The organism is bacterium, assembly GCA_019912885.1.
In the GTDB taxonomy this organism is placed as follows: Bacteria; Lernaellota; Lernaellaia; order JACKCT01; family JACKCT01; genus JAIOHV01.
Map to the genome: position 1 here is coordinate 1 of JAIOHV010000102.1, position 14,666 is coordinate 14,666.

General features: G+C 64.9%; 9 protein-coding genes. 2 read left to right on the forward strand and 7 right to left on the reverse strand.

All coding sequences use genetic code 11. The features are described from left to right. The 5 genes from K8I61_08625 to K8I61_08645 all read right to left on the reverse strand — a co-directional run. A partial coding sequence (locus tag K8I61_08625; GenBank protein MBZ0272088.1) for a DUF2723 domain-containing protein occupies positions 1-281 on the reverse strand: 281 nt, incomplete at its 3' end. Between the two features lie 194 nt (positions 282-475). Continuing rightward, positions 476-2,926, reverse strand: coding sequence for a GH92 family glycosyl hydrolase (locus K8I61_08630; GenBank protein MBZ0272089.1), 2,451 nt, complete (start codon positions 2,924-2,926; stop codon positions 476-478). Between the two features lie 178 nt (positions 2,927-3,104). Continuing rightward, on the reverse strand, positions 3,105-5,771 hold the full coding sequence (locus K8I61_08635; protein ID MBZ0272090.1) for a hypothetical protein: 2,667 nt from the start codon (positions 5,769-5,771) through the stop codon (positions 3,105-3,107). A 419-nt stretch (positions 5,772-6,190) separates the two neighbouring features. Beyond that, positions 6,191-8,038: a hypothetical protein gene (locus tag K8I61_08640; GenBank protein ID MBZ0272091.1), complete on the reverse strand. Its 1,848-nt coding sequence runs from the start codon at positions 8,036-8,038 to the stop codon at positions 6,191-6,193. 7 nt (positions 8,039-8,045) lie between these two features. Beyond that, a complete protein-coding gene (locus K8I61_08645; GenBank protein MBZ0272092.1) occupies positions 8,046-9,119 on the reverse strand; it encodes a fatty acid desaturase in 1,074 nt (357 codons plus the stop codon). Positions 9,120-9,514: 395 nt separating this feature from the next. Here K8I61_08645 and lon point away from each other — a divergent pair, with 395 nt between their 5' ends. Further along, positions 9,515-11,902 carry an endopeptidase La gene (gene lon, locus K8I61_08650; GenBank protein MBZ0272093.1) on the forward strand — a complete coding sequence of 796 codons (2,388 nt, stop codon included), beginning with the start codon at positions 9,515-9,517 and terminating at the stop codon, positions 11,900-11,902. Between the two features lie 414 nt (positions 11,903-12,316). On the opposite strand, the gene K8I61_08655 is transcribed toward lon, so the two are convergent. After that, entirely contained in the window at positions 12,317-12,754 is a 438-nt protein-coding gene (locus K8I61_08655; protein MBZ0272094.1) for a type II toxin-antitoxin system VapC family toxin, read from the reverse strand. Beyond that, positions 12,751-13,188: a hypothetical protein gene (locus tag K8I61_08660; GenBank protein MBZ0272095.1), complete on the reverse strand. Its 438-nt coding sequence runs from the start codon at positions 13,186-13,188 to the stop codon at positions 12,751-12,753. Before K8I61_08660 ends, K8I61_08655 begins: the two co-directional genes overlap by 4 nt. Before the next feature lie 292 nt (positions 13,189-13,480). Here K8I61_08660 and K8I61_08665 point away from each other — a divergent pair, with 292 nt between their 5' ends. Then, positions 13,481-14,650 carry a transglutaminase-like domain-containing protein gene (locus K8I61_08665; protein ID MBZ0272096.1) on the forward strand — a complete coding sequence of 390 codons (1,170 nt, stop codon included), beginning with the start codon at positions 13,481-13,483 and terminating at the stop codon, positions 14,648-14,650. Positions 14,651-14,666 lie beyond the last annotated feature (16 nt).

A 14,666-nucleotide genomic window follows, 5' to 3' on the forward strand; every position in this document is an offset into this window, starting at 1 on the left:
GCAAGAAGCGCGACGACGGCCGCCGCGCCGGCGCCGCACGCCGCGGAAAACAGATGCACACGCAGGGTGAAATCGAGAAACGCGGTGAGGTACGTGAACAGTTTGGCCGCGACGATGTAAACGGGAAAACCCGGCTCGTACGGCACACCCAGGTCGCGGATCGCCGCGAGGAACAGGCCGGAGTCCTGCCAGCCCACCGTGCGCGGCGCGGTGATCGCATAAACCGCGAACGCCGGCACGAAGACCGACGCGGCAAGGACGATGTTGCCCCGGCGCGTCACGCGGCGGGCGCGGCCATGAGAACGAGCGTCCGCCGGCGCGCGGCCAGATCCTTCGCTTCGCTCAGGATGACGTCGTCCGTCAGGATGACATTATCCGTGGAAAAACAATTCTGCGATTCCATTCCCAATTCGCAATTCCCCACTCCCAATTCACATTGCGATTCCATTCCGCATTCCGCACTCCGCACTCCGCATTATTCGAACATCTCCCCCTGGCCCCAGCTCGACGGCGACGCGCCCATCACGAAACGCAGCTCGCCGCCCGCCGCGACATCCGCGTGTGCGATCCACGGCTCGGTCAGCGGCTCGTCGTTCAGCGTCGCGGACTGCACGTAGATGTTGGTGTCCGACGTGTTCTCCGCGACGATCGACAGCGTCTTGCCCGGGCCAACGCGCACGTCCGCGCGCGGGAAGATCGGCGAGCCGATGAAGTAATACGGCGAACACGGCGCGATCGGATACAGCCCGAGCGCGGAAAACACGTACCACGCCGAGAGCGTGCCGCCGTCGTCGTTGCCGTAGATGCCGTCGGGCGTTTCGTCGTAGTGCGTCGTCATGATCCAGCGCGCCCACTTCGCCGCGAGATCGGGCCGGCCGGCCGCGCTGAAAAGATACGCCGCGTGAATGTCCGGCTCGTTGCCGTGGTAGTAGTGCAGATCCGGCAGGATCATCCACACCTCGTCGAGCGTCGCCGTGAAGAAGGCGTCGAGTTCGCTGACGAAATCGTCCACGCCGCCGAACAGATCGACAAGCCCCGGCACGTCGTGCGGCGCGTACCAGCGCCAGTGCCGTGCGTTGCCCTCCGTGTATTCCTCATACCACAGCCACCATTCGGCAAACGGCTCGGGCGTGAAATCTCCGATCGAATCGCGCCCGCGAAAATGTTTCGTCGCCGGATCCCACAGATTCGCGTAGTTCCCCGCGCGATCCATGAACAGGTCGCGATCGGCGGTTTCGCCGAGATGATCGGCCATTTGCGCGAGGCAGAAATCGTCGTAGGCGTACTCCTGCGTCTTCGATACGGAGCCGCTCGTCACATCCGACGGCACCCAGCCAAGCAGCATGTATTCGTCAAGCCCGCTGCGCCCGCCGTACGGCACATCGCCGACCGCGTGCAAGCGCAGGCCGTCGTACGCCTCCTGCACATCGAAACCGTCGATGCCCTTCACGAGCGCCTCCGCGATGACCGAATCGGAGTGCGTTCCGATCATGCTGCCCGCGTCGCCAAGGCCCGCGGCCCAGCGCGGATACGAGCCGCCCTCGTCGTTCATCGCCATGAGCGAGTGCACGAAATCGAGCGCGATCTCCGGGCGCAAAAGCGCCATCGCCGGATGCAGCGTGCGGTACGTGTCCCACAGCGAGAAGTCGGTGTAGTACGTAAAGCCCGTCGCGGTGTGCACCGCGCGATCGAAGCCGCGATATTCGCCGCCCTCTTCCGTGAACGATGTCGGCAGCACGTAGAGATGGTAGAGCGCGGTGTAGAAGACCGTGCGCGTCACGTCGTCGCCGCCGTACACGATGACGTCGGAAAGGATGTCGTTCCACGCATCGACCGCGTCACTCTCCGTGCCGTCGAAATCGAAAAGAGTCATCTGCGCGTTAAGGTTTTCGCGCGCCTTTTCGACGCTGATAAACGAGATGCCGACCTTCGCGGTCACGCTCGTCGTGCCCGGAGCGAATCCGACGTACGCGCCGCAGTCCGCGCCGGATTCCGTCGTGCCGCCCGGATCGCGCACATCATTGGCGAACGTGCCGTGGCTTGCGATCGTCTCCGAGAAACGCACGACGAAATACGTCGGCAGCCCGTCGGTGCGCCCGGTGAATCCCTGGCGCATGTCGGTCATGCCGAAAACCTCGCCCGCGCCGGTGTCGATGGTGATCTCCGCCTCGCCGGTCGCGGACGGGTCGTTCGCGAAGGTCGCGTCGATGACGACGTGCGGATCGCCGCCGCCGGTGGGGAACGTGTAGCGGTGCACGCCCGCGTTAATCGTGCTCGTCAACTCGACGTCGATGCCGAACCGTTCGAGCGTCACCTTATAGTAGCCCGGCCGCGCGACCTCCGTGGCGTGGTCGTATTTCGAGCGATAGCCCGCGTCGGTGATGCGTTCGTCGGAAATGCCGAGAACGGGCATGAGGTTCACGTTCGCCAGGTCCGTGACGCCGGTGCCCGGCAGGTGCGTGTGCGAGAAGCCGCGAATCCAGCCGTCGTAATAGTAATACCCGCCGGCGTGCATCTTCGTGATGATGAGGTCGTTGATCGACGTGTCCGGTCCGAGTTTCACCGGTGCGTTCGGCAGCATCGGCCCAGGATTCAACGCGCCCATGCCGTAGATCCATCCGCCCGTGCCGATCAGCGGATCGACGTACTGTGCGGGATTGTCGACGGGCAGGTCGTCGTCCAGGTCGTCGTCGAAATCGTCGTCATCGCTCGTATCGTCGTCATCGGCGGATGTGTCGTCATCGTCGTCGTCGTCGTCATCGTCGTCGCCGGTGTCGTCGTCCGCGTCGTCGTCGGCGGCGGTGTCGTCGTCATCCGCGGACGTGTCGTCGTCATCGTCGTCGCCGCACGAGCAGCCGCCGGAAAACGCGAGCGCGAACGCGAGCAGCGCGAGGAACACGATGGACCGAATGGACTTGATGGACATTATGGACAATTCCTCTGTCGCGCTTTGGATTGACGGAACCCCGGCATGGGGCGGTATCGACCGCGCACTCCGCTGCGCTTCCCTCGGCGGCCGCTCGGGACTTGCGGCCCTGAAAAGAAGCTCCACGTTCGGCGTTGCCGACCGCGCACTCCGCTGCGCTGCGTTTGCGGCTCGGACATCAGTCCAGCGCGATCGGCGCAAGCGCGTTCGCGTTGGCGTTGCCGTCCGCGTCCGTCGCGTCGCCGGCGCGAATCTCGACCGTCGCGTCCGCGTACGAATCCGCAAGGAACGATCCTTCAAAGTGCCCGTCGGAGACAAAGTCGAGCGTCACCTCCTGCTCGCTTTCGTCGGCGAATACGACCGTCGCGACGATCTCGCCGCCCGTCACCGGGGCGTTTTCGTTCGCAGCCACGGCCGCGTTACGAACGCGGTATCCCGTCGCGGGCGGCCAGAATAGCCCCGCCGCGATCGTCACCGCGTTGCCGTCCGGCGTCGCGGCGAGCGCACCCGCGATGAGGTTTCCCGCGGACTCGATTTCAAATCCGGAGGAAATGACTTCATACGGCTCGTATTGCGCGCCGTCGAACGAGCGGCCGTTCGCGCGGATGCGATACGTCCCCGCCGGTGTGTCGGCGAGCGTCTCCCAAACGAAGCGGTAGCGGTGTTCGCGCTCGTTCGGATATTTCGTCGCATTGTAATCCGGCACGGGCGTGTAGTGCAGGAACGTATCCGTCGTGGCGTCCGTGATCGCCTCGCCGGTCGCGATCGTCGCGGCGATCCACGCGCCGCCGTCCCATCGCTCGACGGCGACGCGGTGCGGATCGACCGTGGTGTAGCCCCCGCGGAAGCCGAACTCGACCGTGTCGAATCGCGCGTACGACGCTGCGACGTCCGTCACGATCGTGCCCGGGCTTGTCCCCGGCTCCGGATCCAGCGGCACGATGGACGGCGGCCACGGATGCCGTTGTTGATCCGGCGCGCCCGTCGCGTTGTCCTCGCGCGTGGGCGTGAGCAACTGGCCGACGAGCGCCGTGCTGCGGCCGGCGAGGAAATCGCCGTATTTCGGACCCCACGCGCTCATCGACGTTTCGTACCCGCCCTGCAGCCAGTCCCACTCCGTGAGCAGATACATCTGATAGCCGTTCGCGTAGCCGAATGTCGCGTGCCCTTCGATCGTCGCGTCCGCCGCAAGGATCGGCGCCATGTCCTCGCGCATCTTCTTCGACAAAAAACTGCCAAGCTCGCCCGGCATGAACGAAAGCACCGTCGAGCCGAGTCGCACGTGCCCGATCTGCGTCGATTTCATGAACCACGTCAAAGGCTCAAGGAAATCGAACACCGGAATCAGGCACCCGTAGTAGCCCTCGAGAAGCTGCGTCTCCAGGTTGTTGCAGTCGCTGATCGAGCCGTGCTGCGCCTCGTAGTCCGTCAGAAATTCGCCGCACATAAAACCGCCGTTGTCGAACGGCTCCCAGTTCCCCGTGAAGCGCGAGACGTGCCCGAACTCGTCGTCCGCGTAGGCGATCGTGTCGCGGTTCACCTCGACGCGCTCGGTGATCATCTCGAGCGGGATGTCGTCCGTCGTGACAAGCCCGTCCCACACCTCGCGAAGCGGCGGGCCGATGCGACGCGAATACGAGTCGAACTGCGCGAAATCGCCGTAGCCCCACGGCGGCGTCGGCGAAACATCGCCCGCCGGTCCGTTCAAAAAGATGACCGGCACGTACGTGTCGAACGTGCGTTCGAGCCCGCGCTCGAGCGCGCCCGGCGCGTCGTTGTGAAGGATCGTCCCGCCGACGAAAGTCCCGTGCATGGCGTAATTCACGAGCGCCGCGAGCGGCTCGCCGTTCGCGCGCTCGATGCGCGAAAGGAACAGGAAATCTTCCTTGTAGCTCGGCGGCCCGTTTTCGCAGCGGCGATCGCGCGAAAATCCGTTGCCGGGATCCCACCCCTCGATGACGGCCGCGCCGATCTTCGCCGGCGCAAGATCGTCCATCGCGGCGATCACCGCGTCGGCGACGCTCGCGGCCATGAGCTGCGTGATCGGCTCGTCGTACAGATCCGCGCCGGCGATCGAAAATGGCGCGGGCAGCGGATAGAAATGCCCCGGCCCGCTGTGCGTGTGCGTGCCGGAAAGCAGGAACCGCTCGGACAGGTCGATGCCCGTGCGTTCGCAAACCTGATCGGTGACGGCGGTGTGCAGCACCTCGGAGACGAACACCGTGGGCAGCCGCGCGAACACCACGCGCTCCTGCCCGTTGTCGAGCGCGACGGCCTTCACGTTCGGCCGCTCGAGGTATCCCGACGAGCCGCCGAGCACCTGCTGCAGCGGATGCTTCTCCCCGCCGCGCGCCCCGTAGCCCGCGAGGCTGATGCCGATCGGCGAATAGAAATCGCCGACCGCAACGCCCGCCTTCAAGGGCGCGCGCGCGCCGCCTCCCGGCGCGACGCACAGCACCGGGTCCGTATCGTCGTCGTCGGCATCGTCGTCGGCGCTGTCGTCATCCGCGGAATCGTCATCGGCGGCATCATCGTCGTCGTCGTCGTCCGCCGCGTCGTCATCATCCGCGTCATCGTCGGCCAACGTATCGTCGTCGGCCGCATCGTCGTCGGCCGCGTCGTCGTCATCGATGCCATCATCGTCGCCCGCGCCGCCCCGCGGCACGTTGTAACCGGCGCTCGCGGTGTCTTGCTCATCGGCCCCGCCGCACGAACAGCCCGCGAACGCAAACGCCATCGCAAATATCAGTGCCGCGAGCGCCAGCGAGCGGTCACGTGTCCCCGCCCCTCCGCGCGTCTTCCGCGCGGTCAGAGCCGCGACCGTCAGGGAGCGGGTGGTTGGCATCGGCATTCCGCGTGTCTTCCTTGCGGTCAGAGCCGCGAGCGCCAGCGAGCGGTCACGTCCTGCCGGCAATTCGCTTGTCTTCATGGTTGCTCTTTTACGGCGCGGCCGAAAACGCGCAATGGCGCGACGAAAATCCCCGCGGCCCGTCAGCCGCTCCCCTCCCCCTGAACCGGACTCGCGAGGGGGCGGATTTTACGCGAGCGCGCCGCCGCTTACAACGCGTTATGCCCCTGGGACCGCGGGCGGCTCGCCCGCTTCGTTCGCGCCCCGGAAGAACGTTCGCACAACGCTCCGCCATCCCGACGCGCCCCCAAATCCCCTGCGACTAGTCTCCCCGACGCGGCCGCTCCCTGGGACCGCAGGTGTCCTCACCTGCTTCGAAAAAACACACCCTTCCCCGGCGCGCCTCCGCCCGCTCCCTAACGGTCGCGGCTCTGATCCGCTGGCCGGTCGCGCTCCGCCTTCAACAACTCCACCAGCCCGCCGACGAGGCGCTCTTCCATGAGGCGGCTTGCCGTGTTGCTTTCCTCGTAGTGCGGGTTCGACGACGAATCGAAGCAGATCCACCACGCCGAAAACGGCGGGACCCACAAGTCGTGCGGCGGGTCGAAATCCGACGCCGGGATCACGTACCCCATATCGCTTTGCGCCAGGCCAATGACGGCGGGATACCGCCGCGTCGCGAGCTTTTTCAGCGGCGGGTACATCAGCTTGTAGTCCGCGCCCGCCGCGTGATGTTTTGCGTCATTCGGGAAATAGCGCGGCACGTTCGTATCGAAATCCGCGGGTTTGCCAAGCGAGATCTCGCCGACCACCTCCGCGGGGATGTTGATGAGCTGCGCCGGGCCGATGTTGACGACGCTGACCTCCGTCCGGAGATTCCGCCCCTTCGGGATGTCCACCCCCGGAACGCACACGCCCTTCGCGCAATGCCCCGTGCGCGCGTCCGGCCGCCCCTTATCGTCGTACATCGTGCCGCGATGCCGCCCCAGGATGCCGAGCCCCGCCACCAGGCGGAACAGCGGATTATCGAGCGGCAGCAGCACGTCCTTGCGGCGAAACGACACGTCCGGCCGATCCGCCGCGCGCGCATCCGCGAGCGACGCCAGCGCCGCCTTCGCCATCTCGCGCCCCTGGATCGGCGCCATGCGGAAATCCGGCGGGATCTTGATCGCCTCGGGCACGCTCGCCGGGTCGGCGCTCGCGGGATATTCCGGATGCGCCTCCGGATCCCAGATCTTCGTGCTGATGTTCGTCACCATCGCGCCGAGCGCGCCGGAAAAATAAAGCGGCACGCCGCCACGTTTTTCGCGCACGTGGTTTCGCACCCAACCCGGAAACCCCGGCGTGATGATGTGCCCCCACGCCGCCCGCGTCTCGGCCGGGATCGCGTCCAGGTCGTCGATCAGCGTGTATTTCGGATCGGCGAAAAGCAGCACCGACTCCGGGTGGCAGTTGCCCTGGATCAGCGTGGCGATCGGCTTCCCGTCCGCGCCGTCCAGCGCGATCGTCAACAGCTCGTCGTCAATGATCTTCGGCTCGCGCTCGTCGGTCATGCCGAACGAAAAATGCGACTTGCCGACGCGCAGCGTCGCCGGCTTCAGATTCGCCGCCGCTTGCTCGACGAGCATCGCCGTCGTTTTCGCCATGCGGTCGAACCACACCGCGTTGACGCCGCTTTCGATCGACGCGCCCTCGAACAGCGCCGCGAGGATCGGCCCCGCGCCCACCACGCCGAGTGACGCGATGCCGAGCGTGTCGGGGCCCATGTGGTTGTGCGTCGGCGCGACGACCACATGGTCGACGCGCGCGCTCGGGCCGATCATTGCGCGAATCGCGTCCGTGTCGTGTTGCAGCAGCAGATACAGATCGCTCGACACGTACCCCACGCGCACGCCCGTGTCCGGGTCCTCGACGACGAGCGCCGACGCATAAAGCGGCGCGTGCACGTGCGTCGCCGCGCCGTTGCCATTGCCGACAAAGATCGTGCCTTCCTCGAACTCGACGACCCGCTCGCCGATGTCGTACGCCTTTTTCGGATCGCCCCCGTCGTGCACGCCGTTGCCGTTGGCGTCCACGAAAGTCCTGATGCGCGGGGTGATGTCGGCCTCGGCCGCTCCGGCGCGAAAAACGCCCGTGCCGCGCGGCGCGGCGTCGTGATCGATGGTGACGACTTGGCCCTTCAGTTGTCCGAAATCGCTCGCCCGCGCGCCGCAAGGAACGATCAACGCAAGGGCGATCGCGGCGATGCCAAGGAAACGCCTCACGCGTCGATCAGCGGTGCGCGGCCGGCGCCGGTGCGGGGTTTTCGGCGATGCCTTCGGATGGACCCGCGTCCCACTTCGTGTGCGCCGGGAAATTTTTCACGAGCCAGCCCCACAGCAGATGCCCGTAGCCGACGCTCGGAAGGCCGATCGCGTCGAAGAACGGGCGCAGTTCGCGGTTGAGCTTTTTCAGGTTGTACATCGGCACCGTGGGGAAGTAGTGGTGCTCCAGGTGGAAGTTCGACCACACGAACAGGAAGTGCCACACCGGGTTGCCGTCCACGCGCGTGCCCCACTTGGCCGGGTCGGCCGGATCGATCTCGTAATGCTGCCCCAGGCGATTCAGGATGAAGGCGATGGGAAAAAACACCGTCATCGGCACGAGATACGCGCGCGCCATCACGCCCCACCCGCCGGCAACGACAAGCAGCGCCGCGATCGCGAAATGCAGCGAGAAGTTCGCGATGCGTTCGCGCCGGATACGCCGGCGAAGCTCCTGCGGATAAATCGCCGTCTCCGTCGCCGCCGCCTTCGCGTAGATGACGATGAGCGCGATCGTAAAATAGAGCGCCTTGTACCAGCGCGCGTTGAGCTTCGGAGACAGGTGCGCGCGCTTGGGATCGTCGATCTCGCTGCCGAGATTCGCGTGGTGATCCAGGTGCCACCGCGTGAACTGCGAAGCGGAAATCGCGCTCGGAAACGAATACAGCAGCCCCAGGAACCGCTTGGCCTTCGGGTGCGGCTTCACGAAGATCGCGTTGTGAAGCTGCTCGTGCAATAGGATGATGAACCCCAGCACGGTGAATCCCTGAAGCGCCGCCGCGGGGATCCAGATGAGCGGGTTCGTGAACGTCCAGCACACCCAGCCAAGCAGGAACATCTGCGCGTAAAGCCGCCCGACGGTCAGAAAGTGCCGCCACGGGCGGATCTTCTGCAACGCGCGCACGCGCTCGGGCGGCACGTGCTCGCGAATGCGCGCAAGCACGTCACCGGAGTGCGCAAACCAGGTCTTTTCCTTCTCGTAATTCTTCGGCGCCGCCGCGAGGTTTTCGGCGGCGTTGGTGTCTTTTGTCGTGGCTTCCATCAAATCCCCGTTCCAACGGTCCTGGTTCGACGACCAACCTTTTATTATAAGGAACGCGCCCGCTTACGAAAAGGCGCCCCACGCGCGCGGATTTTGCGTTCTCTGTGCGTTATCAATCGAATTGGAGCGATTGCCTCCCCCGTATCGCCTTTTGAGCGATAATGGCCGATAGATAGGTGTTGGCTCGCCGCCCGGCGCGCCGAGGGACGAGGTGCTAATCCCGCCGTTCTTTCCGGCGGCTTATGACGAACAACCCGCCCGCCGGGTCGAAAGGTTGGTATTGCGAGGGAAACGACGAATTTTATTGAATTTTTGACGAAATTCCTGGCGATCCTGACAAAGCGGAGCCGGTGGTTACATTGCGTTGTGGCCGCAAAAAAACGGCCGATCCGGCCATGAGCCGGGGGACGAAAGGGAGCAAGATGTTCTTCGACGAAAACAAACACCCGAAAAACCTGCCCGTTCTGGCGCTTCGGAATGCGGTCCTGTTCCCGAACGCGATCGCGCCGATGGCCGTCGGACGGAAATTTTCGCTCGCCGCGATCGAAGCGGCGCAGGAAGCCGACGGCTTCATTGCCATCTTCACGCAACGCGATCCGAAGGTCGAAAATCCCGCGGGCGAAGATCTGCACGCCTTCGGAACGCTCGCCAAGATCCTGAAGGTCATGGACGAGCGTTCCAGTTCGACGCAGACCGTCCTTTTGCAGGGCCTCGCCCGCATCCAGGGCACCGAGTTTTCCGCGTACACGCCGCACATGCGCGTGGACGTGGATTATCCCCTCGAAACGCCCGTGATCGATGCCGAGGTCGAGGCGCTCGCCAAAAAGACCAAGGAGCTGGCGCTCCAGGTCATCCAGCTTTCGCCGAACATCCCCGGCGAGGCGCGCCAGTTCGTGGACGAGATGCAGGAGATCGGACCGCTTTGCGACCTCATCGCCGCCAACATGTCGATCCCCGTCGACGAACGCATCGCCATCCTCGAAACGCTCGACATCAAGGCGCGCTGCCGACGCATCATCCGCCTGCTCAATACCGAGCTTGAGATGCTGCGCGTCAAAAAACGCATCGACGAGGAAATCCGCGGCGAGCTCGACCGCAACCAGAAAGAGTTCTACCTGCGCAAGCAGATGGACGCGATCCGCAAGGAACTCGGCGACGACGACGGCGCGGAATCCGACATCGACGATTTCCGAAAGCGCATCGACGAGGCCGAACTGCCCAAGGACGCCCTCGACGTCGCCGAACGCGAGCTGAAGCGCCTGCAACGCATTCCTCCCTCGAGCCCCGAGCACACGGTCAGCCACACCTATCTCGAGTGGATTCTCGACCTCCCGTGGAACGAGGAGACGGAAGACCACATCGACCTCAAGGAGGCCGAGAAGATCCTCGACGAGGATTCCTACGGCCTGGAGAAAGTGAAGCGGCGCATCCTCGAATATCTCGCGGTACGCAAGCTCAAGCCCGGCATGAAGGGACCGATCCTGTGCCTCGTCGGCCCTCCGGGCGTCGGCAAGACCTCGCTCGGAAGCAGCGTCGCCCGATCCATGGGACGCAAGTTCTATCGCATGAGCCTCGGTGGCCTGCACGACGAGGCCGAAATCCGCGGCCATCGGCGCACCTACATCGGCTCCATGCCCGGCCGCATCCTGCAGACGATGAAAAAGGTCGGCGTACGCAATCCCGTTTTCGTCCTCGACGAACTCGACAAGGTCGGCGCGGACTTCCGGGGCGATCCTTCAAGCGCGCTTCTCGAAGTCCTGGACCCGGAGCAGAACTTCGCGTTCTCCGACAACTACCTGCAAATCCCGTTTGACCTGTCGAAGGTGCTGTTCATCGGAACGGCCAACCGCATGGATACCGTCCCGCCCGCGCTGCGCGACCGCCTGGAGGTCATCGAGATCCCCGGTTACACCACCGAGGAAAAGATGATCATCGCGCGCCAGCACCTCATCAAGCAGGAACTCGAAAACCACGGCCTGACTGCCGAGCAGATCGAGATCACCGACGACGCGCTCGCCCGGCTCATCGATCACTACACGCACGAGGCCGGTGTTCGCGAGCTCAAGCGCAACATCGCTTCGATCTGCCGCGCCGGCGCGCGCATCATCGCCGGCGGCGAGGCCGAACACGTGCAGGTAACCGGCGAGAAGGTCGGCGATATCCTGGGCGCCGAGCGTTATTACCCCGAGGTCGCCGAACGCACGAGCGTCACAGGCGTCGCGACCGGCATGGCCTGGACGCCCGCCGGCGGCGACATCCTGTTCATCGAGGCCAGCATGATGAAAGGCAAGGGCAACCTCATCCTCACCGGCAAGCTCGGAGAGGTCATGCAGGAGTCCGCCAAGGCCGCGCTGTCCTACATCCGAAGCAAGGCCGAGGATTTCAACATCGATCCGCAGGTCTTCCAGGATTACGACATCCACATCCACATCCCCGCCGGCGCCATCGGCAAGGACGGACCGAGCGCCGGCATCACCCTGCTCGCGGCGCTTGCGTCGCTTCTCACCGGACGCAAGGTCAACGCCGACATGGCGATGACCGGAGAGGTCACGCTGCGCGGCCAGGTTCTCCAGGTCGGCGGCATCAAGGAAAAAATCCTCGCCGCCAAACGCGCGGGCATCAAGCGAATCCTCCTGCCCGAGAAAAACCGCAAGGACCTGCTTGAGATTCCCGAAAGGCTGCGCGCGGGTGTGGAGTTCCACTTCATCAACAACATCGACGAGGCGCTCGCCAGCGCCCTCGAGGCCGTCGCCCCGCCGCCCCCGGCGCCCGGAGCGAACTGAACGCGAGACAACCATACGCACGATAAAGGCGGCGCGCGGACATAAAAGACGCGCGAACGCACGATAGGGGTGCCGCGCCGAAGCGCGCGAAAACCGGACGCGAAAACGTCATCCGCCCCGCCCCGCTCAGAGCGGGGCGGGGCGGTTTTGCGTTGGCGGGAGGCTCGGCGCCGCATGCCGGCACACGGTTGTACCGTGCCTGTGCCCGGAGGAAATTCGTCTCAACCCGACGCGCCCGCAAATCCCGTCTCTACCCGACGCGCCCGCAAATCCCGCACGACCCGTCTCCCCGCCACGGCCGCTCCCTGGGACCGCAGGTGTCCTCACCTGCTTCGAAAAAGCGCACCGTTCCCCGACGCGCCCGCAAACACCCCACCACGCCCGCGTCGGGCGCGGTTTGCCACGAAAGCCCGATCAGCGCGCGGGATCGACCCATTCGACGCGAACGCCAAGATCCGCAAGAGGTAAGAAATCGCGATCGCTGGTCAGAAGATACGCGTTTATATTGAGCGCCGTCGCGGCGATCCAAAGGTCGTTGTGGCTAACGGTCAGTCCGCACCGGCGAGTGGATGTATCCAAATCGGAATAGATTTCGGCGATTTCGAAATCATCGAGACCGACAATCGCAAGCTCATGAAGGTACGCGTACATGTCGTTGATCCTTTGCGCGCCCCATTTCGATTGCGCCGCGAACGACAGGATTTCTCCAGCGGTGACGATGGAAATGAATGCCTTCTCAACGCGCGTACCAAGTTGGTAATCGTTAAAGATTTGCACGCCCGTTCTTTTGCCTCGCAGCAAATGAACCAGCACGCTCGTGTCGTATTGGATATTCGCGAACGCGGGAATCACTTCCGGCGCCTGAGCAAATCCTCAATCTCCTCGTCCGTCTCGTCACCGGGCCACTTGCCGAAAATCGCGTTGATGCCCGTCGTCGCCGTCTGCGGCTCGCGGTAATCGCGCTTGGGGCCGCCGGCAAGCGGACGCGGCATCTTGCGCCACGGGCTCGTGTTCTCCGTGGCGGCGGCAACCCGCACGGCTTCGATCAGCACCGCCTCGCCCGCGGACGAAAAAATCGCGCGCCCCGAGACAATGACGATCGTGCCCAAAAGCGCGGCGAGGTCGTCGCCGGGCATATCGATCGCAACACCCGGCAGCCTCTCGCCGCTTTCCAGCACGAGTACAAACGTTCTGTCGCCGGCGTGGACCGACCCCAGCGTTCCCGCCACGCGGACCTGCCGGTCCGGGGGTCGATCGCGCTTCTCGTTGATTCGCTGAGCCGTCACGATCGCGCTCCCTTTCTTGCCGCCCATTGTATATCACCCGCCCGCACGGCAAACCACCGGCCTCGCCCCTGATAGCCCCGGGGCTGCGGGCGGCCCGCTTGCCTCGATCGTACCCGTGTCCGATGGACAGAATGGACTCAACGGACAGGATGGACGTCGGAAGGAACCGACAGCCCATCGAGCCGGCCGGACGCGCCCGGCGGGTCCATCAAGTCCATCCAGTCCATAATGTCCATTGCTGTCCGTTCGGTTTTGCTTGACCTTCCCCCTCGCGATTTGCGACGGTGCTCCCATGACCACGCGCACGCGGCCAATCTCCAATCGTCGTTCTTCAATCTTCAATTTTCGCCTTCTCGCACTTGCCTTGTCGCTCGCGTTACCGTCCCCCGCCCTCGCCGCCGACTGGACCCCCTGGGCGCTTGGATACACCGCCGACATGGACCATCTCCCGGCGCAGCCGATCCTCGCCGCGGACCCCGTGATCTACAACGTCGAGGTCAACGCCGAGTTTCACGTCCGCGACAATCCGGACAACGAGACGCTCATCGTCACCATGCCGCTTCCCGCCGACACCGATTCGCAAAAGGTGCAGGTCTGGCGCGCCTCGCCGCCGCCGGCGCGCGAGTGGACGACGCGCTACGGATACCGATACGCGCAGTGGGAGCTTGGCCCCGGCTATCCCGGCGAGCGCCTCGCCGTCAAATACGAGGCGAACGTCGAGCTGCGGAAGGTCCGCTACGAGATCGACCCGACCACCGTCGGGACGCTCGACGCGATCCCCGAGGACATCCGCCGCGACTACCTCGCCGACGGACCGTATTACCGGCTCGACAAGCCCATCATCCGCAACGCCGCGGCCGAGGCCGTCGCCGGCGAGACGAACGCGCTCGCCGCCACCCAGCGCGTCTGGAATTACGTGCGCGGCCGGCTTTTTTACAAGGGCGACGGACGCAAGCTCCCCGCGCCGCGCACCCTGCTTTTGGGTCACGGCTCGTGCACGGAATATTCGTTCTCGATGATCGCGCTTTGCCGCGCCGCCGGCATCCCCGCGCGCTACGTCTCCGGCACCGTGGCGCGCAACCGCCCGCACCGCGTCACGGCGTACGACCTCGCGTTTCACAAGGTGGCCCAGGCGTACATCCCGAATCACGGCTGGGTGACGATGGAATCCTCGCGCGGCGACGGCGTGTACGGCGTCGATCTCACGAGCCGGCTTTTCGCCACGTCGTCCGGCAAGCTCTTCAATGTCATCTACGAGCCGGAACGGGAGGAGACGAGCCTCGATCCGCGCAACAACGTCGCGACGTACGCCCCGAGCGGCGCCGGCAAGCTTGATTATTACGGCGTCATCTCCTCGGACTGGAAGGTGCAGGAAGTCTTGCGCCGAGCCCCGTCGATGGAACTCGACCTCGAACCCCTCGACGGCGAGGGCGAACCGGACGACGACCCGGGCTCATACTGACCCTGGGAACGCCGAA